Here is an 18774-nt window from a genome sequence, read left to right as displayed (position 1 = left end):
ACCGTGGAAAATCTCATCGCTCTGCTCGTCGGGGCACCCCTGCTCGGCGCGGCCGTCCTGCTCTGCGGCGGCCGGCGCCTCGACAGGTCCGGCCACTGGATCGGCACGCTCCTCGCGGCCGTCTCCTTCGCGACCGGCCTGGCGCTCTTCGCCGACATGCTCGGCAAGGGCGCCGAGGACCGGGCCCTGCACCAGCGGCTCTTCACCTGGATCCCCGTCGAGGGCTTCCAGGCGGACATGGCCTTCCAGCTCGACCAGCTCTCCATGACGTTCGTCCTGCTGATCAGCGGGGTCGGCACGCTCATCCACGTGTACTCCATCGGGTACATGGAGCACGACGAGCGCCGCCGCCGCTTCTTCGGCTACCTGAACCTGTTCGTCGCGGCGATGCTCCTGCTCGTCCTCGCCGACAACTACCTGCTCCTGTACTTCGGTTGGGAGGGCGTCGGCCTCGCCTCGTACCTCCTGATCGGGTTCTGGCAGCACAAGCCCAGCGCGGCCACCGCCGCCAAGAAGGCGTTCCTGGTCAACCGGGTCGGCGACATCGGCCTCTCGGTCGCCATCATGCTCATGTTCACCACCTTCGGGACCTTCGCCTTCGGGCCGGTCCTGGAGGCGACCGGGCAGGCGTCGCAGGGCACGCTGACCGCGATCGGCCTGATGCTGCTCCTCGCGGCCTGCGGCAAGTCGGCCCAGGTGCCGCTGCAGTCCTGGCTCGGGGACGCGATGGAGGGCCCGACCCCGGTCTCCGCCCTCATCCACGCGGCCACGATGGTGACCGCCGGCGTCTACCTGATCGTCCGCTCCGCCGACATCTTCAACGCGGCGCCGGACGCGCAGCTCGTCGTCACGATCGTCGGCGCCGTCACGCTCCTCTTCGGTGCGATCGTCGGTTGCGCCAAGGACGACATCAAGAAGGCCCTCGCCGGGTCCACGATGTCGCAGATCGGCTACATGATCCTGGCGGCCGGCCTCGGCCCGATCGGCTACGTCTTCGCGATCATGCACCTGGTGACGCACGGCTTCTTCAAGGCCGGGCTCTTCCTCGGCGCCGGTTCGGTCATGCACGGCATGAACGACGAGGTCGACATGCGGAAGTACGGCGGCCTGCGGAAGTACATGCCGGTCACCTTCGTCACCTTCGGCCTCGGCTACCTCGCGATCATCGGCTTCCCCGGCCTGTCCGGCTTCTTCTCCAAGGACAAGATCATCGAGGCGGCCTTCGCGAAGGGCGGCACCGAGGGCTGGATCCTCGGCGCGGTCACCCTGCTCGGCGCGGCCATCACCGCGTATTACATGACCCGCGTGATGCTGATGACCTTCTTCGGCGAGAAGCGCTGGCAGCCCGCGTTTGATCCGGACCGGACGCCCGACGCCGAACCGGCCGCCGGGCACGCCGCGGGCCGCATGCCGCACCCGCACGAGTCGCCGAAGTCCATGCTGATCCCGATGGTGCTGCTCGCCGTCGGATCGGTCGCCGGCGGCGCGGTCTTCGAGTTCGCCGGGTTCGTCGAGTGGCTGGAGCCGGTCACCGGCTACGCCCACGGCCACCCGCCGATCAGCGCCGGGGCCGTCACCGCCGCCACCGTCGCCGTCATGGTGATCGGCGTCGGGCTCGCCTACCTCCAGTACGGGCGCCGGCCGGTCCCGGTGGTCGCCCCGCGCGGCTCGCTCCTCACCCGGGCCGCCCGCCGCGACCTGCTCCAGGACGACTTCAACCACGCCGTGTTCGTCACGGGCGGCACCCACCTCACCCGCTCGCTCGTCTACCTCGACCACTCCCTGGTGGACGGCGCGGTCAACGGCACCGCGGCGGCCTTCGGCGGCCTCTCCGGCCGGCTGCGCAAGCTCCAGAACGGCTACGCCCGCTCGTACGCGGTCTCCATGTTCGGAGGTACGGCGGTGCTGATCGCCGCGACCCTGCTGATGAGGGCGGTGTAATCACCATGTCCTTCCCGCTCCTTACGGCGACGGCAGCGGTGCCGGCGGTCGGTGCGATCCTGACCGCCGCCGTGCCCGCCGCCCGCCGCACCGCCGCCAAGTGGCTGGCGCTGCTCGTCTCGCTCGCCACGCTCGTCCTCGCCGGGATCGTCTTCGCCCGCTTCGAGCCCGGCGGCGAGCGGTACCAGCTCACCGAGTCGTACGCCTGGATCAAGGACTTCGGCGTCCGCTACGAGCTGGGCGTGGACGGCATCGGGGTGGCGCTGATCGCGCTCACCGCCCTGCTGATCCCGTTCGTGATCCTGGCGGGCTGGCACGACGCCGACCCCCTGGAGACGTCCTCGAAGCGCTGGCGCCCCACCCAGGGCTTCTTCGCCCTGATCCTCATGGTCGAGGCGATGGTGATCCTCTCCTTCGAGGCCACCGACGTCTTCCTCTTCTACATCCTGTTCGAAGCCATGCTCATCCCGATGTACTTCCTCATCGGCGGCTTCGGCGACCGGGCCCACGCGGGCTCCGACGAGAACGCGGCGGCCCAGCGCTCCTACGCGGCCGTCAAGTTCCTCCTCTACAACCTGGCCGGCGGCCTGGTCATGCTGGCCGCCGTCATCGGCCTGTACGTGGTCGCGGGGAACTTCTCGCTCACCGAGATCGCCGGGGCGCGGGCCAACGGCTCCCTGGAGATGGCGACCAGCACCGAACGGTGGCTGTTCCTCGGCTTCTTCCTCGCCTTCGCGGTGAAGGCGCCGCTGTGGCCGCTGCACACCTGGCTGCCGAACGCGATGGGCGAGGCGACCGCCCCGGTCGCCGTCCTCATCACCGCCGTGGTCGACAAGGTCGGCACCTTCGCGATGCTCCGCTTCTGCCTCGGGCTCTTCCCCGAGGCGTCGAAGTGGGCCACGCCCGTGATCGTCGTCCTCGCCCTGATCAGCATCGTCTACGGGGCGCTGGTCGCCGTCGGCCAGCGGGACATCAAGCGCCTGATCGCCTACGCGTCGATCTCGCACTTCGGCTTCATCGTCCTGGGCATCTTCGCGATGACCAGCCAGGGCCAGTCCGGCGCCACGCTCTACATGGTCAACCACGGCCTCTCGACCGCCGCCCTGCTGCTCGTCGCCGGCTTCCTGATCTCCCGGCGCGGCTCGCGGCTCGTCGCGGACTACGGCGGAGTGCAGAAGGTCGCCCCCGTGCTCGCCGGCACCTTCCTGATCGGCGGGCTCGCGACCCTCTCCCTGCCCGGACTCGCGCCGTTCGTCAGCGAGTTCCTGGTCCTGGTCGGCACCTTCGCCCGCTACCCGGTGGCCGGCGTCGTCGCCACCACCGGCATCGTCCTGGCCGCGCTCTACACCCTCGTCCTGTACCAGCGGACGATGACCGGGCCGGTGAAGGAGGAGGTGCGGAGGATGCCGGACCTGCGGCCGCGCGAGCTGGCCGTCGCCGTCCCGCTGATCGCCGCCCTGATCTTCCTCGGGGTCTTCCCGAAGCCGCTGACGGACGTCGTCAACCCGGCGGTCCGGCACACCATGTCCGACGTCCAGCAGAAGGACCCCGCACCCGAAGTGGAGGCGGCCAAGTGAGCACTTCCGCCGTCGCAACCCCCGTCCCCACCCTGTGGGCGACCGCCGCCGGACCGCTGGAGAAGATCCCGGCGCCCCACATCGAGTACGCCCAGCTCGCGCCCGTGCTCATCGTGATCGGCGCCGCGCTCCTCGGCGTCCTCGTCGAGGCGTTCGTCCCCCGCAGGGGCCGCTATCCGGTCCAGGTCCTCCTGACCGTCCTCGCGCTCGCCGCCTCCTTCGCCGCCGTCGTCGGCCTGGCGGCCGGCGGGTACGGCACCACCAAGGCCCGCATCGCGGCCATGGGCGCCGTCGCGGTCGACGGACCGGCCCTCTTCCTCCAGGGGACCATCCTCCTCGCCTCGGTCGTGGCGGTCTTCACCTTCGCCGAGCGCAGGCTCGACCCGGCCGACCACGGCCACCGGGTGGACTCCTTCGCCGCCGAGGCCGCCGCCGTCCCCGGCAGCGACCACGAGAAGGCGGCCGTCAGGGCCGGCTTCACCACCACCGAGGTCTTCCCGCTGGCGCTCTTCGCCGTCGCCGGCATGCTGGTCTTCCCGGCCGCCAACGACCTCCTGACGCTCTTCGTCGCCCTGGAGGTCTTCTCCCTCCCGCTCTACCTGCTCTGCGCCGTCGCCCGCCGCAAGCGGCTGATGTCGCAGGAGGCCGCCCTCAAGTACTTCCTGCTCGGCGCCTTCTCCTCGGCCTTCCTGCTCTTCGGGATCGCCCTGCTCTACGGCTACGCGGGCACCGTCTCGTACGCCGGCATCGCGAACGTCGTCGACGGCACGGTCGCCTCGGTGAACCCGGCGCTCGCCGGCACCATGGGGAACGACGCGCTGCTCCTCATCGGCTTCGCCATGGTCCTGACGGGGCTGCTCTTCAAGGTCGGCGCCGTGCCGTTCCACATGTGGACCCCGGACGTCTACCAGGGCGCCCCGACCCCGGTCACCGGCTTCATGGCCGCCGCGACCAAGGTCGCCGCCTTCGGCGCGCTGCTCCGCCTGCTGTACGTGGTGCTGCCCGGCCTCACCTGGGACTGGCGGCCGGTCATGTGGGGCGTCGCGATCGTCACCATGCTGGGCGGCGCGATCATCGCCATCACCCAGACCGACATCAAGCGGCTCCTGGCGTACTCCTCCGTCGCGCACGCCGGGTTCCTGCTCGCCGGCGTCATCGCCGCCACCCCGAGCGGCATCTCGTCCGTCCTCTTCTACCTGGCGGCGTACTCCTTCGTGACGATCGGCGCCTTCGCCGTCGTCACCCTGGTCCGGGACGCGGGCGGCGAGGCCACCCACCTCTCCAAGTGGGCCGGTCTGGGCCGCCGTTCGCCGCTGGTCGCGGCGGTCTTCGCGGTCTTCCTGCTCGCCTTCGCCGGCATCCCGCTGACCTCCGGCTTCTCCGGCAAGTTCGCGGTCTTCAAGGCGGCGGCGGACGGCGGCGCGGGCGCCCTCGTGGTGGTCGGCGTGATCTCCTCGGCGATCGCGGCCTTCTTCTACATCCGGGTCATCGTGCTGATGTTCTTCAGCGAGCCGAAGGCGGACGGCCCCACGGTCGCCGTGCCCTCGGCCCTGACGTCGCTCGCCATCACGGCGGGCGTGGCCGTCACCCTGGTGCTCGGCCTCGCGCCGCAGTACTTCCTGGACCTGGCGAACCGGGCGAGCGTGTTCGTCCGGTAGGCGCCCGCGCGCGCACGAGGGGCCCGGCTCGCACGAGGAGCCGGGCCCCTCGGCGCACTTCACCCCCGCCGGGCGCCGTGACATCGTGGACCTCGCACCGAATGGTCTGTACCAGTCGTGGAGGGATGGTTCCATGCGCGGCACCACGGTCTTACCCGGAGCGCCCTGCGCCGCCCCGAGGGACGGCGACCCGCCCGTGCACCGGCTCGAACTGCGGCTCCCCGACCGGGTGCCCTTCGCCGCCGGGGGGTTCGACGCGATGGGGCCGATGTCGCGGGCCGCGTACCCGCACCGGCACACCTTCTACGAGATCGTCCACGTCGTCGAGGGGTCCGGGGTCCACGTGCTCGACCTGGAGCGGTACGAGGTGCGGCCGCCCCAGCTCGGGGTGATCCTGCCCGGACAGGTGCACCACTGGGAGGGCGTGCGCGGGCTCGAAGGGTCGCTCGTGCTCTTCACGCCCGAGTTCCTGGTCGGCGGGCCCGGCGGCGAGGAGCTGCTGCGGCGGCTGGGGGAGCGGCCCTGGGCGGACCTCGACGCCGCCACGCACGAGCGCACGGGCCGGCTGATGGCGGAGCTGGCCGAGGAGTACCGGCACGGGGCCGACGGATTCGCCGGGGTGCTGCGGTCCCTGCTCCACGTCCTCCTGGTGCGGGCCGCCCGGCTGCCCGGCGGCGGGGACCCGCCACCGCCGCCGGGCCCGGCCGGGGAGTTCCTGCGGCTGGCCCGTACCGCCGGGGCCGCCGGGCTCTCCGTACGGGAGTGCGCCGACCGGATCGGGGTGACGCCCGGACACCTCACCGAGGTGGTGCGGGCGGCCACCGGCCGCACCCCCGCCGCGCTCCTTCGCCAGGAGCGGGCGCGGGAGGCGCAGCGGCTGCTCGTGGCCACCGGGCTCTCCGTGCGGCAGGTGGCCGCGCGCGTCGGGTTCGACGACGCCGCCTACTTCTGCCGGTTCTTCCGGAGGGAGGTCGGGTGCAGCCCCGGGCGCTTCCGAAAAGACCACGACCGCCGTGTTCCGTCCATCGAACCCGGTGCCGCGGGCCCCTAGGTTCGTTGCCGATCCCAGCCCCCACCCGAGGAGCCAGGCACATGGACCACGAGAACAGCACCGGGCACGTCAGCCGCAAGACCGTCCTGCGCGCCGCGCTCGCGGCCGGCATGGCGGCCCCCGCCGTGCTCATGGGCGTCCCCGCGCTCGCCCGCACCCTGACGGACGACGGGGAGGCGCCCGCGCTCACCCCCACGTGCGACGACGGCGACGACCCCACGCCGGCGCAGATGGAGGGCCCGTACTTCAAGCCCAACTCCCCGCTGCGGACCAGCCTCCTGGAGTCCAACACCCCCGGCGTCCGGCTCACCGTCAGCGGGTACGTCTTCGGGCTCGCCTGCCGGCCGATATCCGGCGTCCTGCTCGACTTCTGGCAGGCCGACACCAACGGCGCCTACGACAACACCGGGTTCCGCTTCCGCGGCCACCAGTTCACCGGCGCCGACGGCTCCTTCAAGCTCACCACGATCGTGCCCGGCCTCTACCCGGGCCGCACCCGCCACATCCACGTCAAGGCGCAGGCCCCCGGCCGCCCGGTGCTCACCACGCAGCTGTACTTCCCGAACGAGCCCCGCAACAACACCGACGGCCTCTTCGACCCCCGGCTGCTCATGACCGTGCGGGACGCGGGCGGGGCGCGCGAGGCCGCCTTCGACTTCGTCCTGAACGTGGCGCAGGACCCGGGCCCCACGCCGACGCCCACCCCGACGTCCACCGCGACCACCCAGCCGCCGGGGGGCAGCTGGGCGGTCGGCACCGCCTACAGGGCCGGGGACGCCGTCACCTACGCCGGGTCGGGCTACGTGTGCCTCCAGGCCCACACGGCCCAGCCCGGCTGGCAGCCGCCCAACGTCCCCGCCCTCTGGCGGGCCGCCTGACGGTCAGGCGGTGACGGCGGGGGCGATCCGGCCCCGGACCTCGCCCAGGGCGACCCGGGCGCCGTCCGGGCCGGGCGCCCACGCCGTGAGGACGACCTCGTCGCCGTCCTCCAGGAAGGTCCGCTTCCCGCCGGGCAGGTCGAGCGCGTCCCGCCCGTTCCAGGTCAGCTCCAGGAGCGAACCGCGCTGGTTCACCTCCGGCCCGGAGACCGTCCCGGAGCCGTACAGGTCGCCCGTGCGCAGGGAGGCGCCGTTCACCGTCATGTGGGCGAGCTGCTGGGCCGCCGTCCAGTACATCGTCGAGAACGGCGGCTCGGCCACCACCTCGCCGTTGATCTCGACGGAGATCCGCAGGTCGAAGCCGCCCGGCTCCTCCTCGTCCGCGTCGTCCAGGTACGGCAGGAGGGGGAGGTCCCGCGCGGGCGGGGCGGTCCGGGCCGCGTCCAGGGCCTCCAGGGGCGTCACCCACGCCGAGACCGAGGTCTGGAACGACTTGCCGAGGAACGGGCCCAGCGGCACGTACTCCCACGCCTGCACGTCCCGCGCCGACCAGTCGTTGAGCAGCGTCACGCCGAAGACGTGCTCCCGGAAGCCGCTCAGCGGCACCGGCCGGCCGAGCTCCGACGGCGTGCCGACCAGGAAGCCGACCTCCGCCTCGATGTCCAGCTTCACCGAGGGCCCGAAGACCGGGGCCGGGTCGGTGGGCGCCTTGCGCTGCCCGCAGGGGCGCACGACGTCGGTGCCGGAGACCACGACCGTGCCCGCGCGCCCGTGGTAACCGATCGGCAGGTGCTTCCAGTTGGGGGTGAGCGCGTCGCCGTCCGGGCGGAAGATCCGGCCCACGTTCGTCGCGTGGTGCTCGCTCGCGTAGAAGTCGACGTAGTCCGCGACCTCGTACGGCAGGTGCAGCGTCACCGCGTCCAGCGGGTGCAGCAGCGGCTCGACGGCCGCCCGGTGCGCGGGCTCCGTCACCCAGGCCGTGAGCGCCCGGCGGACCTCGCTCCAGACGCTCCGCCCGGCGGCGAGCAGCGGGTTGAGGCCCGGCTGCGCGAGCAGCGGCGCGTGCGGGGAGCCGAGCGCGTGCGCCGCGGCCCCCGCGTCCAGCACGTACCCGCCGATCCGGACACCGAGCCGGCGCCGGCCGGGCTCCTCGGCGGTGGAGAAGACGCCGTACGGGAGGTTGTGCGGACCGAAGGGATCGCCCTCGGCCAGGTCGAGCGGGCTGTGCTCGGACATCGGTGCTTGCCTCGCTTTCCACGGGTGTGGAGGACACGTTACGGGGCGGGCCGCCGGGCGCGGATGACATGGATCACAGGGCGGGACGGCCTCCGGGGAGGGGGCGTCCGCGCCCGTGCGGGGCGTTCTCCGGAGCCCCCGCCCCTCCTCGCGCACCGCCTCGTCCGGGTGATGCCGATATCCGCACGGGACGAAAAACTCACCGATGGACGTATGCGTCGGTACCGAACATACCGGGGTGACGGGAAGGCGCCCACGGTGATCGAAAGGTGACCGGATACGCTGGCTTGAGCGAATCCGGCGACACATCGACAATCCGTGTGATCGTTCCGGGCGCTCGTCACCCACCGTGTGAGCGCCGGCAGGCGTCAGCAGACAGGAGACTCCCTCGTGACCGTCGTCGGGCCGTTCGGTCTTAGCGTGCGGGACCAGGCTCTTGAAGCCGATGTCCAGACCGGTCTGGCGGCCGTGGAGGCGGGCCTCCTGGACGCCACCAAGAGCGATGTCCCCTTCATCACGGAGGCCGCGCAGCACCTCGTCCTGGCCGGGGGGAAGCGTTTCCGCCCGCTCCTCGTGATGCTCGCCGCCCAGTTCGGCGACCCGTACGCGCCGGGCGTCGTGCCCTCCGCCGTGGTCGTGGAGCTGACCCACCTCGCCACGCTCTACCACGACGACGTGATGGACGAGGCCGACGTCCGGCGCGGCGTCCCCAGCGCCAACAGCCGCTGGGACAACTCGATCGCCGTCCTCACCGGGGACTTCCTCTTCGCCCGCGCCTCCCACACGCTCGCGGACCTCGGCCCGGAGGCGGTGCGCATCCAGTCCCAGGCGTTCGAGCGCCTGGTGACCGGCCAGATCCTGGAGACCGCAGGACCGGCCGACGGCCGCGACCCCGTCGACCACTACCTCGACGTCCTCGGCGGCAAGACCGGCTCCCTCGTCGCCGTCGCCTGCCGCTTCGGCGCGATGATGGCCGGCGCCGACGAGAGCGTGGTCGAGACCCTCACCCAGTACGGGGAGCGGCTGGGCGTCGCCTTCCAGCTCGCCGACGACGTGCTCGACATCGCCTCCGACTCCCACGAGTCCGGCAAGACCCCCGGCACCGACCTCCGCGAGGGCATCCCCACCCTGCCCGTCCTGCGCCTGCGCGCGGCCGCCGCCGCCCACGGGCGCCCCGAGGACGTCGAGCTGGTCGCGCTCGTGGACGGCGACCTCACCGACGACGCCCGGCACGCCGAGGCCCTGCGCCGCCTGCGCGCCCACCCGGCCCTGGAGCAGGCCCGCCGGGACACCGTGCGGTACGCGGAGGAGGCGCGCGCGATGCTGGCGCCGCTGCCGGACGGGTACGCGAAGTCGGCGCTCGCGGAGCTGTGCGACGCGGTGGTGCACCGGGCGGGCTAGGACGTGTTTCGAAAGTCCCGTCTGCCCGGCGGCGCCCGGCACGCACTCCCCCGTAGCCCTTCGGGCACGGGGGTGCCCCCAGCGGCGTTGTCGGGGTCGCCCCGATACATCCAGTATCGGGGCGACCCTCCGCCTTGCGATCGCACGCACCGGACACCGCCGGGCCCGCCCTCCGGGCGGACGACGCCACTTTCGAAACACGCCCTAGCCCTGCCTGTTCTTCGGGCGGGCGTCGCCGGCCTCCGCCCCCGCGCGCGCCCCGGGACCCGCCCTCCTTCGCGGAAGCGGGCGTTCCGCCCGGGGCGGTCTCAGGGGCGGGTCATCCCGAAGGGGTACGCGAGGTTGATCCCGGGGGCTGACGCCTCCGGGGCCCCCGTTCTGGTCAGATGATGACATCGGCCGATCGGGCCGTTCGAGACCACCTCAGGGCTCACGGAGGTAGCGGAAACCATGGCAGCGAACGAAGTCCGTAGCGAGACCCGCGGCGGGATCCGGCGCCGGGCGGGCCGGTACGCCGTCCCGGTCGCGGTGGCCGGTGTGGCGGCGGCGACCATCGGTCTGGTCCCGGCCCTCGCGGCGTCCGGCGACCCGGACCTGCCGGAGATCACGGCCCGGCAGCTCATCGAGAAGATCGCCGCCTCGGACACCCGGGCCCTGTCCGGCACCTTCAGGGTCTCCACCGACCTGGGCCTGCCGGCCCTCGGCGGCCTGGTGCCCGGCCTCGCGGGTCCGGGCGGCGGCGGGGACTCCACGGCCGACCCCTCGGCGAAGCTCACCGAGCTGGCGACGGGCACCCACACGCTGCGCGTGGCGGCGGACGGCCCCGAGCGCCAGCGCCTCACCCTGCTCGACGGCTCCGACGAGTACAGCCTGATCCACAACGGCGACGACGTCTGGGCCCACGACGGCAAGTCGAACGAGGTCTTCCACGAGAAGGGCGCGGCCGGCGGTCCGGAGAGGCACGAGGAGCCGCCCGTGACGCCCAAGGAGCTGGCGGACCGGATCCTGGAGGCGGCGGACGGCACCACGTCGGTCACGGTCGACGGCACGGCCAGGGTCGCGGGCCGGGACGCGTACCAGCTGGTGATCCGGCCCGAGCAGCGCGGTTCGACCGTCGGGTCGGTGCGGATCGCGGTGGACGCGGCGAACGGCACCCCGCTGAAGTTCACCCTCGTGTCGGCCGAGGGCGGGAAGCCGGTCGTGGACGCGGGCTTCACCAAGGTCGACTTCTCCCGGCCCGCGGCCTCGGTCTTCGCCTTCGAGGCGCCGAAGGGCGCGAAGGTGACGGAGGGCGCGGCGGGCAGGGCGGACGGGCACCCCGGGCTCCCCGGGAAGAACGCGCCCGAGGACTTCGGGAAGGGCTTCGCCGAGGGCTTCGGCAAGGGTCTTCCCGGACTGGGCGCGGGCGCGGCCGGGAAGGGCCCGGAGGTCATCGGCGAGGGCTGGACGACCATCCTGAAGCTCGACACCGGGGCCCCGGCGCCGAAGGCCGGCGAGGCGCCGAAGGAGCTCCAGGGACTCCTGGACTCCTTCGGCGACAAGGTCACCGGGAAGTTCGGCTCGGGCACCCTCTTCAGGACGAAGCTGGTGAACGCGCTCCTCACCGACGACGGCAGGGTCTACGCCGGCGCGGTGACGAAGGACGCGCTGGTGGACGCGGCGAACGCCGGCAGGTGACGGGCGGTTGGGACCCCGGGCGGGCCGGGGGCGATGGTCACCGGCCCGCCCGGGCGTTTTTCCGCCTTCCCGGAGGCGGTTACGGGAAGGTCAGCTTGAAGCCGTTGACGTAGCCGGTGTCGGCGGCGGCCTTGTCCTGGACGCGGAGCTTCCAGACGCCGTTGGCGACCTCGGTGGAGGCGTCGACGGTGTAGGTCTGGACGATGTTGTCCGCGCTGCCGCCGGAGCGGTTGCTCAGGCTGTAGACCGAGCCGTCGGGGGCGATGAGGTCCACGATCAGGTCGCCCCGGTAGGTGTGGACGATGTCCACGCCGACGGCGAGGTTGGCCGGGGCGTTGCCGGTGACGCCGGTGACGGTCACCGAGGAGGTCACCGCGGCGCCGTTGTCCGGGACGGCGACGTCGGCGGTGTTCTCGAAGACCTTGCCGGTGGGCGGCGTGGTGCTGCCGGCGGACAGCGTCCACACCGCGTGCGCGACGGCGTCGCTGTTGCGGTCGAGGGCGGTGTCGTTGATGTTCGCGGTGGTGTCGCAGGAGGAGTGGTAGCAGCGGTCGAACGCCTGCCCGGAGGTGCCGCCCCACTTCTGGGCCTGGGCCGCCGTCTTGACGTAGTCGGCGCCGCTGAAGAGGCCGCCGACCGGAACGCCGACGTTCTTGAACGGGGCGTGGTCGGAGCGGCCGTCGCCCTCGGTCTCGATCTCGGTCGGGACGCCGAGGCCCGCGAAGTAGCTCTTGAAGGTCTGCTCGATCGTCGGGTCGTCGTCGTAGACGAAGTACCCCGGGTTGGGCGAGCCGATCATGTCGAAGTTGAGGTAGCCCTTGAGCTTCGCGCGCTCGGTCGTCGGCAGGTTGTTGACGTAGTACTTCGACCCGACGAGGCCCAGCTCCTCGGCGCCCCACCAGGCGAACCGCAGGTGCTTGGAGGGCTGGTAGCCGGTGCGGGAAACGGTGAGCGCCGTCTCCAGGACGGCGGCGGAACCGGAGCCGTTGTCGTTGATGCCGGCGCCGGCGGCGACCGAGTCGAGGTGCGAGCCGGCCATGAGGACCTGGTTCGGGTCGCCGCCCGGCCAGTCGGCGATCAGGTTGTAGCCGGTGGCGCCGCTGGAGGTGAAGGTCTGGAGGGTGGTGGTGTAGCCGGCGGCGTCCAGCTTCGCCTTCACGAAGTCGATGGACGCCTTGTAACCGGCCCGCCCGTGGGCGCGGTTGCCGCCGTTGGAGGTGGCTATCGACTGGAGGCTCGTCAAGTGCTGCTTGACGTTGGCGAGCGATATGTCGGGCGCGGCGGTGGCGCCCGCGCCTCCGGCCGGGGCGGCGGAGGCGCTGGTCCCGGCGAGGCCGCCGAGGGCGAGCGCCGCGAGGGCGGCGGCCGCGGTGACGCGTCTGGGCACGGAGAGGTTCATGTGGGGGCTCCGGATTCCGAACGGGGATGGGACGGAACGTGCGAGACGCCTCGGGCTGGGAGCCACGAGGCGTTGGAGCTGTGCGCGTGCAGGAGCTGTGTTCAGTTGTTCGGTAGTTCTTCTGTGCGTGCTGAATGTTCAGTGACGCGTTGACTTCGCGTCAAGAGCGGAAACCGGTCAGGGGCGTTCGCTCAGCGGACGGCCCTGACCGGGACGCGGCCGGCGGGGGTCGGCGGGAAGGGCCGGGGGAGGCCCCGGGACACCGGATCACGGGGGAGGAGCGGGGTGGGGACGCCCCCGGCGGGGGGCGGGGACGCCCCCGCCCCCCGTCCGGTTCAGCGCGTCGGCGCGCCGGTCTCCGGGAAGCCGTAGCCGGTCCAGTTCTCGACGACCCGACGGCGCACGTCCTCGGGGTAGGAGTTCCGGAACGACGCGGTGACGCCCCGCGTCACGCCCTCGAACTGCTCGGGCAGCAGGCAGCTGACGACGGACTTCCCGCCCCGGCCGGCCCGCACCTCGTCCTCGGTGAGGTACGGGACCATGGGGATGCCCGGCGCCTCCGGGTAGACGTGGTGACCGGTGACGGGGTGGTGGCGGGTGGCCATCGCCCACACCACCTGGTCGATGTCGGTGACGTCGATGTCGTCGGCCACCAGGATCACCTTGGGGACCAGCCATCCGGTGTGGGAGCCGAAGAGCACCTCCGCCACGGTGTCGGCCAGCTCCTTCTCGGTCGTGCGGAGCCCGGCGAGCCGCCGGATGTCGAAGGACACGACGATCCAGCAGGTGGCGGCCTCGTAGGAGCACCAGGCCATCGAGACGGGCAGGCCGCTGGAGCGCAGCAGGTCGAGGCTGACGGCCGAGATCATGGTCCCCCAGATGGTGTGGTTCTCCTCCGGGGGGACGCCCGCCACGCAGATGGGCAGGACGGGCCGGTCGCGGTGGGTCACGGCCTCGACGTGGAAGACGGGCTGCCGCTTGCTCTCGGCGAAGGCGTACCCGTGGTACTCGCCCATCGGGCCCTCCGGCGCCGTCTCGTCGGGGCTGATGTAGCCCTCCAGGACGATCTCGGAGGTGGCCGGCACGTACAGGCCGTTGGTCTCGGTACGGACCACGTCGACCGGGCTGCCGGTCAGGGCGCCGACGTAACCGTCCTCGTCCACCCCGGCGGGCAGTGGCATGCCCGCCGCCGCCAGGGCCGCCGGCGGGGCGCCGAGCACCATGGCCCAGGGGGTGCGCTCGCCGCGCTCGCTCCACATCCGGTGGATCATGCCGAGGTGCTGCTGCGGCATGGCCGGGCCGACCAGGGTGGTGCGCCCGTGCAGCATCGTGCGGCTGACCGACCAGCTCGTCCAGCTCCCGTCCGGGGTGCGCACCACGTGGAAGCCGTAGGTCCCGAAGTACCGGCCGCCGTCCTGCTCGTGCAGGAGGGGCACCGGGAAGCGTTCCAGATCGACGTCGTCGCCGGTCAGGACGTTCTCCTTGCAGGGCCCGGTCGCCACGACGCGGGGCGGCACGGGCGCGCCGTTCATGGCGGAGATGAGCTTTTCCAGGAGGTCGCGCGCGGTGGTGCCGCGCGGCAGGCCGAAGTGGGCGGCGAGCCGTCCGTAGGTCTCGCCGGGCCGGGCGCTCAGGCCGGCGGGGGCGCCGAGGATGCGGAACCCGGGCTCGCCCTCGGTCAGGTTGCCGAACAGCGGGGCGGGGCTCCCGGTGTCGTAGACGCGCCGGGTGACGGCGCCGGCCTCCAGGGTGGGGCTGACCGGCACGCCGATGTCGACCGCGTCGCCGGTGGCGAGCAGTTCCTCCACGAAGTCCCGGAAGTTGAGCGCGCTGCCGCGTTGTGTCATGAGGGGTCCTTTCCAGCGGGCGAGGAGGAGGCTGTGGCCCGGCGCGGGTTCGCCGTCATGCCCTGCCAGCGCCGGGCGGCGGGCATGTCCAGACCGAACTGGTCGAGGACGCGCGCGACGACGTGGTCGACGACGTCGGCGATGGTCGAGGGCCGGTGGTAGAACGCGGGCACGGGCGGCATCACGACGGCGCCCATCCGCGTCAGTTCGAGCATGTTCTCCAGGTGCACGGCCGACAGCGGGGCCTCCCGGGCCACCAGCACGAGGCGGCGGCGCTCCTTGAGCGTCACGTCGGCGGCGCGGCCGATCAGGCCCTCGCCGTACCCGGTGCGGACGGAGGCCAGCGTCTTCATGCTGCACGGCACGATCGCCATGCCGTCGACCCGGAACGACCCGCTGGCGATCGACGCCCCCTGGTCGTCCGGGCCGTGCCACACCGAGGCCAGCTCCCGCACGTCGCGCAGCGAGTACGGGGTCTCCTGGGCCAGGGTCGCCCGCGCCCAGCGGCTGACCACGAGGTGCGTCTCGACGTCCAGGTCCCTCAGCGCTTCGAGCAGGCGCACGCCGATGGGCGCTCCGGTCGCTCCGGTCATCGCGACGACGAGTCTCATCGGTCGCCCCTCTCGTCACCCATAGTTAGTACGTACACGTCCTACTTCTCGGACGGTATAGTACGTACACGTCCTTATCAACTCCGGCGGAGGCGGGAACGATGACGCGAGACGACGCGGGACCCGTCGCGCCGATCGACGCGCTGGGCGGACTCGGACCGCTGGCACGCCGGTTGAACCAGCTGCACACCCGCCTCTGGTACGAGCGGGTCCACCAGGACCTCACGGGGCCCCAGTTCACCGTGCTGAGCCTGCTGGACGCCCACGGCTCCCTGGACCAGGGCACGCTCGGCACCCTGGCCCACCTCGACAAGTCGACCGCCGCGCCCCTGCTCGAACGGCTGCGCGGGCGCGGCCTGGTGGAGATCACCCGCGACGAGGGCGACCGCAGGCGCAAGCTGGTGCGCCTCACCCGGGAGGGCCGGGACCTGGCGGCCCGCCTCGCCCCCGCCGTCGTCGCGGTCAACGACCGGATGCTCGAACCGTTCTCACCGGAGGAGCGGGAACAGCTCCTCGGCCTGTTGCGCAGAGTGGTCGACGGCACGCCGGACCGGTGACCGGGCGGGCCGGGCGCACCGGGCGGACCAGGTGCGCCGGGCGCGTACGGACCGCTCCGTCCGAATTCCGCCGGTGGTACGGTCCGCCCCGCGCGAACCTGGCCGCATGAACACGTACACCGCGCGCGCCGTCCCGCCCGCCGTCCTCGCCCGGCTGCGGTCGGTCGACGACGCCGGGCGCCCCTGCGTCCCCCGCACGGCGGACGAGGGCGGCGACCCCCTCCGCTGCTGTCTGCGCCTCTCCGTCCCCGGCGAACGGATCGCCCTCGTCTCGTACGCGCCACTGCGCCGCTGGGCGGCGGAGACGGGGGCCGCGCCCGGCGCGTACGACGAGCAGGGCCCGGTCTTCGTGCACGCGGAGGAGTGCGGCGGCCCGGCGCCCTCGGAGGGGTACCCCTTCGCGCGCCCCGGCGCCCTCCGGGTCCTCCGCCGGTACGACGCGGAGGGCCGGATCGCCGGAGGCCGCCTCCTGGAACTCCCGGACGACCCGGCGGAGGGCTTCGACCGGGCCCTCACGGAGGCGTTCGCGGACCCGGCCGTGGCCCTGGTCCACGTCCGGGCGGTCGAGTACGGCTGCTTCCACTTCGAGGTCCGCCGCCCCTGACGGGGGCGCGGAAGAGCCCCGCCGCGCTCCCGTGACCGGGGGCGCGGCGGGGCTCCCGCACCCGGCTCGGCGTCAGTTGCCGCCGAGCCGACCGCTCTTGACGCCGTTCACGAAGGCGGTGAAGGCGGTGACGGGGAGGCTCAGGGTCGGGCCGGCGGGGTTCTTGGAGTCGCGGACGGGGACGGTGCCCTGCGCGGGGACGAGATTGACGGCGACCTCGACGCAGTTGCCGCCGTTGGAGCTGTAGGAGGAGGTGAACCAGCGGGGGGACTCGGTCGTCACGGGGTGCCCTTTCGTACCTCATCGATCATGGCCACGGAATACGCCTGCGACAGCGATTCGGCCTGCAGTTGATGGTAGGCGGTGAGCAGGGGCAGGACGGCGGTGCTCTCGCGCTCCACGTGCCCCTGGGCGTGCGACTCGGCGTACGCCACCATGGACCGGTCCGCCAGGGTGAGCAGGTTGACCGGGAGGTTGAACGGCCGCCGCTCCCCCATGTTGAAGGGGGCCACCTGGAGCACGCCGTTCGGCTGCTCGGCGAACTCGGTCAGCCGCCTCAACTGGGCCTCCATCACGGCGCGTCCGCCGACCGGACGGCGGACGCAGCTCTCGTCCAGGACCACGAGCATCATGGGCGGACGCTCGCGCGCCAGCGCGGCCTGCCGCCCCGCCAGGAACGCGACGCGCTCGGCCGCCTGGTCGGCCGTGATGGAGCCCCGCCGCACGTCGCCGTCGGCCAGGGCCTGCGCGTACTCCGGGGTCTGCAGCAGGCCGGGGATGATCCCGATTTCGAACAGCCGGATCTCCACCGCCCGGCTCTCGTACCCGACGTACTCCGGGAAGCCCTCCAGGAGCACGCCGTGCCGCATCTCGCGCCACTCGCGCTCGAACGACTGGCTGGTCCCGGCGAGGCCGAAGAGCTTGTCGGCCCTCCGGGAGAACGGCAGGGTCGCCGGCTTGCGGCCCGTCTCCACGGCCGAGATGTGCTGGCTGGAGCATTCCATCGGACCGGCCAGGTCCTCCTGGATCCAGCCGCGCTCCTCCCGGAGCTTGCGCAGGCGCGCTCCGTAGGCTGCCTGCGGGCTGGACTCCGGCCGTAGTTCCTTACGGTTGACCACGAATCGTCCTTCGGGTGCGGCAAGTTGAAGGAGGGCCACTCTAGGGCACTCCGCGCACCCTCGGTAGCGGTTCCGCTACATACGGGAGTCCTCGCGCGCGGGGGAGCGCGCCCGGGCGGCGCCGTCCGGCGGGGGGTTCCGCCGGGCGTCCTCCGGGGCGCGGGTCCGCGCTCACGGGCCCGTGAGCAGTTCCAGCAGGCGCGTCACCGCCGCGTCGGCGTCGGGGCGGTGGACGGCGTGGACGGCGGTGTCGAGGTAGCCGGCGTTCCCCCGGAGCGGAACGAACCGTACGCCGGTGACGGCGAGGTGCCGCAGCCCCTCGGGCAGGAGGCTCACGCACAGCCCCGCCGCGACGTAGCTGAACAGGCCGCTGAGGTCGTCGGCGGTCGCCGTGCCCCTGGGGGTGAACCCCTCCTGGTGGCAGGCGAACCGGACCTGCTCGGCGAGGACGGGCAGCGCGGCCGGGTCGGGCAGGACGAAGTCCTCGTCCCGCAGTTCCGCGAGGCCGATCTCCTCCGCCTCGGCGGCCCGGTGGCCGCACGGGACCGCCGCGCCGATCCGCTCGGTGGCGACGACCCTGTCGACCAGGTCGCCGGAGAGCCGCGCCGGGTCGCGCAGGAAGCCGAGGTCGAGCGCCCCGCTGCGCACCCGGTCGGCGACCTCGGCCGAGGAACCGTGCCGGAGCTGCACCCGGAGGCCGGGCAGCCCCTCCGCCACCCGGCGCAGCATCGTGGGCAGGTAGAGGTGGCTGAGGAGGCTGGCGTAGCCGACCCGGACCTCCCCCTCCAGGCCGCCGGCGACCCGCCGGGCCCGCGCGACCGCGGCGGACTGCAGGTCGAGCAGCCGCCGCACGTCGGCCGCGAACGCCTTGCCGGCCGCGGTCGGCCGCACCCCGCCCGGCCCCTGGTCCAGCAGGCGCGCGCCCACCGCGCGCTCCAGCCGCTGGATCGACTGGCTGAGCGGGGGCTGGCTCATGCCGAGCCGTTCGGCGGCCCGGCCGAAGTGGCCCTCCTGGACCACGACCGGGAACTGTTCCAGCGGGCGGCGGGACAGGTTGATATCACTGGGGATATGGGGCACTACACCACCATATATTGGACAGACCTGCGTGCCGGGGTGTCGACTGGAACCCGACGCGCGGACCGGCCGGTCCCGACGCGGCACCCGTCCGGCCCCGTTCGGTCCGGCCGGGTTGTCTCCTTCCGGGAGGCCGCTTCCC

General features: G+C 72.9%; 16 protein-coding genes. 9 read left to right on the top strand and 7 right to left on the bottom strand.

The features are described 5' to 3' along the window. Window positions 1–3 precede the first annotated feature (3 nt). From nuoL to ACFYZY_RS00975, 5 genes are all read left to right on the top strand, one after another. Window positions 4–1941: an NADH-quinone oxidoreductase subunit L gene (nuoL, locus tag ACFYZY_RS00995; protein WP_388688239.1), complete on the top strand. Its 1938-nt coding sequence runs from the start codon at window positions 4–6 to the stop codon at window positions 1939–1941. Window positions 1942–1946: 5 nt separating this feature from the next. After that, on the top strand, window positions 1947–3518 hold the full coding sequence (locus ACFYZY_RS00990) for an NADH-quinone oxidoreductase subunit M (protein ID WP_388688238.1): 1572 nt from the start codon (window positions 1947–1949) through the stop codon (window positions 3516–3518). Then, window positions 3515–5176 carry an NADH-quinone oxidoreductase subunit NuoN gene (nuoN, locus tag ACFYZY_RS00985; protein ID WP_388688235.1) on the top strand — a complete coding sequence of 554 codons (1662 nt, stop codon included), beginning with the start codon at window positions 3515–3517 and terminating at the stop codon, window positions 5174–5176. Before ACFYZY_RS00990 ends, nuoN begins: the two co-directional genes overlap by 4 nt. Before the next feature lie 133 nt (window positions 5177–5309). Beyond that, window positions 5310–6227 carry an AraC family transcriptional regulator gene (locus ACFYZY_RS00980; protein ID WP_388688233.1) on the top strand — a complete coding sequence of 306 codons (918 nt, stop codon included), beginning with the start codon at window positions 5310–5312 and terminating at the stop codon, window positions 6225–6227. 41 nt (window positions 6228–6268) lie between these two features. Continuing rightward, window positions 6269–7105, top strand: a complete 837-nt coding sequence (locus ACFYZY_RS00975) for a carbohydrate-binding protein (protein WP_388688230.1) — start codon at window positions 6269–6271, stop codon at window positions 7103–7105. Window positions 7106–7108: 3 nt separating this feature from the next. Here the strand turns inward: ACFYZY_RS00975 and fahA are convergent, their stop codons facing one another. Next, window positions 7109–8341, bottom strand: coding sequence for a fumarylacetoacetase (gene fahA, locus ACFYZY_RS00970; protein WP_388688228.1), 1233 nt, complete (start codon window positions 8339–8341; stop codon window positions 7109–7111). A 390-nt stretch (window positions 8342–8731) separates the two neighbouring features. Between fahA and ACFYZY_RS00965 the strand changes: the two genes are divergently transcribed. Next, a complete protein-coding gene (locus ACFYZY_RS00965; RefSeq protein ID WP_388688225.1) occupies window positions 8732–9742 on the top strand; it encodes a polyprenyl synthetase family protein in 1011 nt (336 codons plus the stop codon). 450 nt (window positions 9743–10192) lie between these two features. Next, window positions 10193–11419 carry an outer membrane lipoprotein carrier protein LolA gene (locus ACFYZY_RS00960; protein ID WP_388688223.1) on the top strand — a complete coding sequence of 409 codons (1227 nt, stop codon included), beginning with the start codon at window positions 10193–10195 and terminating at the stop codon, window positions 11417–11419. Window positions 11420–11498: 79 nt separating this feature from the next. Here the strand turns inward: ACFYZY_RS00960 and ACFYZY_RS00955 are convergent, their stop codons facing one another. The 3 genes from ACFYZY_RS00955 to ACFYZY_RS00945 form a co-directional block, all read right to left on the bottom strand. Next, window positions 11499–12818, bottom strand: coding sequence for a M28 family peptidase (locus tag ACFYZY_RS00955; protein WP_388688219.1), 1320 nt, complete (start codon window positions 12816–12818; stop codon window positions 11499–11501). A gap of 335 nt (window positions 12819–13153) precedes the next feature. After that, window positions 13154–14665, bottom strand: a complete 1512-nt coding sequence (locus tag ACFYZY_RS00950) for a UbiD family decarboxylase (RefSeq protein WP_388688216.1) — start codon at window positions 14663–14665, stop codon at window positions 13154–13156. Then, the gene (locus ACFYZY_RS00945; RefSeq protein ID WP_388688214.1) at window positions 14662–15276 is read right to left on the bottom strand and encodes a UbiX family flavin prenyltransferase; all 615 of its coding nucleotides are present in this window, start codon (window positions 15274–15276) and stop codon (window positions 14662–14664) included. Before ACFYZY_RS00945 ends, ACFYZY_RS00950 begins: the two co-directional genes overlap by 4 nt. Window positions 15277–15377: 101 nt before the next feature. Here ACFYZY_RS00945 and ACFYZY_RS00940 point away from each other — a divergent pair, with 101 nt between their 5' ends. Beyond that, window positions 15378–15833 (top strand): MarR family winged helix-turn-helix transcriptional regulator, encoded by a 456-nt coding sequence (locus tag ACFYZY_RS00940; RefSeq protein ID WP_388688211.1) that lies wholly within the window; start codon window positions 15378–15380, stop codon window positions 15831–15833. A 106-nt stretch (window positions 15834–15939) separates the two neighbouring features. Further along, on the top strand, window positions 15940–16437 hold the full coding sequence (locus tag ACFYZY_RS00935) for a DUF1203 domain-containing protein (protein WP_388688209.1): 498 nt from the start codon (window positions 15940–15942) through the stop codon (window positions 16435–16437). A gap of 72 nt (window positions 16438–16509) precedes the next feature. Here ACFYZY_RS00935 and ACFYZY_RS00930 read toward each other — a convergent pair whose 3' ends face one another. The 3 genes from ACFYZY_RS00930 to ACFYZY_RS00920 form a co-directional block, all read right to left on the bottom strand. Then, on the bottom strand, window positions 16510–16719 hold the full coding sequence (locus tag ACFYZY_RS00930; protein ID WP_388688207.1) for a DUF397 domain-containing protein: 210 nt from the start codon (window positions 16717–16719) through the stop codon (window positions 16510–16512). Then, entirely contained in the window at window positions 16716–17555 is an 840-nt protein-coding gene (locus ACFYZY_RS00925) for a Scr1 family TA system antitoxin-like transcriptional regulator (RefSeq protein WP_388688204.1), read from the bottom strand. The genes ACFYZY_RS00930 and ACFYZY_RS00925 overlap by 4 nt, the downstream gene beginning before the upstream one ends. Window positions 17556–17726: 171 nt before the next feature. Continuing rightward, entirely contained in the window at window positions 17727–18635 is a 909-nt protein-coding gene (locus ACFYZY_RS00920; RefSeq protein WP_388688201.1) for a LysR family transcriptional regulator, read from the bottom strand. Window positions 18636–18774 lie beyond the last annotated feature (139 nt).

Origin of the sequence: Streptomyces sp. NPDC001744, from assembly GCF_042892575.1 — a bacterium.
Lineage (GTDB): Bacteria > Actinomycetota > Actinomycetes > Streptomycetales > Streptomycetaceae > Streptomyces.
This window is presented reverse-complemented; position numbering and strand designations above follow the sequence as displayed.

Bases quoted from the DNA above. Each gene is read 5' to 3' on its own strand.
- ACFYZY_RS00990 (WP_388688238.1), top strand. From the start codon at position 1,947: ATGTCCTTCCCGCTCCTTACGGCGACGGCAGCGGTGCCGGCGGTCGGT.
- ACFYZY_RS00980 (WP_388688233.1), top strand. From the start codon at position 5,310: ATGCGCGGCACCACGGTCTTACCCGGAGCGCCCTGCGCCGCCCCGAGG.
- ACFYZY_RS00975 (WP_388688230.1), top strand. From the start codon at position 6,269: ATGGACCACGAGAACAGCACCGGGCACGTCAGCCGCAAGACCGTCCTG.
- fahA (WP_388688228.1), bottom strand. From the start codon at position 8,341: ATGTCCGAGCACAGCCCGCTCGACCTGGCCGAGGGCGATCCCTTCGGT.
- ACFYZY_RS00960 (WP_388688223.1), top strand. From the start codon at position 10,193: ATGGCAGCGAACGAAGTCCGTAGCGAGACCCGCGGCGGGATCCGGCGC.
- ACFYZY_RS00955 (WP_388688219.1), bottom strand. From the start codon at position 12,818: ATGAACCTCTCCGTGCCCAGACGCGTCACCGCGGCCGCCGCCCTCGCG.
- ACFYZY_RS00950 (WP_388688216.1), bottom strand. From the start codon at position 14,665: ATGACACAACGCGGCAGCGCGCTCAACTTCCGGGACTTCGTGGAGGAA.
- ACFYZY_RS00945 (WP_388688214.1), bottom strand. From the start codon at position 15,276: ATGAGACTCGTCGTCGCGATGACCGGAGCGACCGGAGCGCCCATCGGC.
- ACFYZY_RS00940 (WP_388688211.1), top strand. From the start codon at position 15,378: ATGACGCGAGACGACGCGGGACCCGTCGCGCCGATCGACGCGCTGGGC.
- ACFYZY_RS00935 (WP_388688209.1), top strand. From the start codon at position 15,940: ATGAACACGTACACCGCGCGCGCCGTCCCGCCCGCCGTCCTCGCCCGG.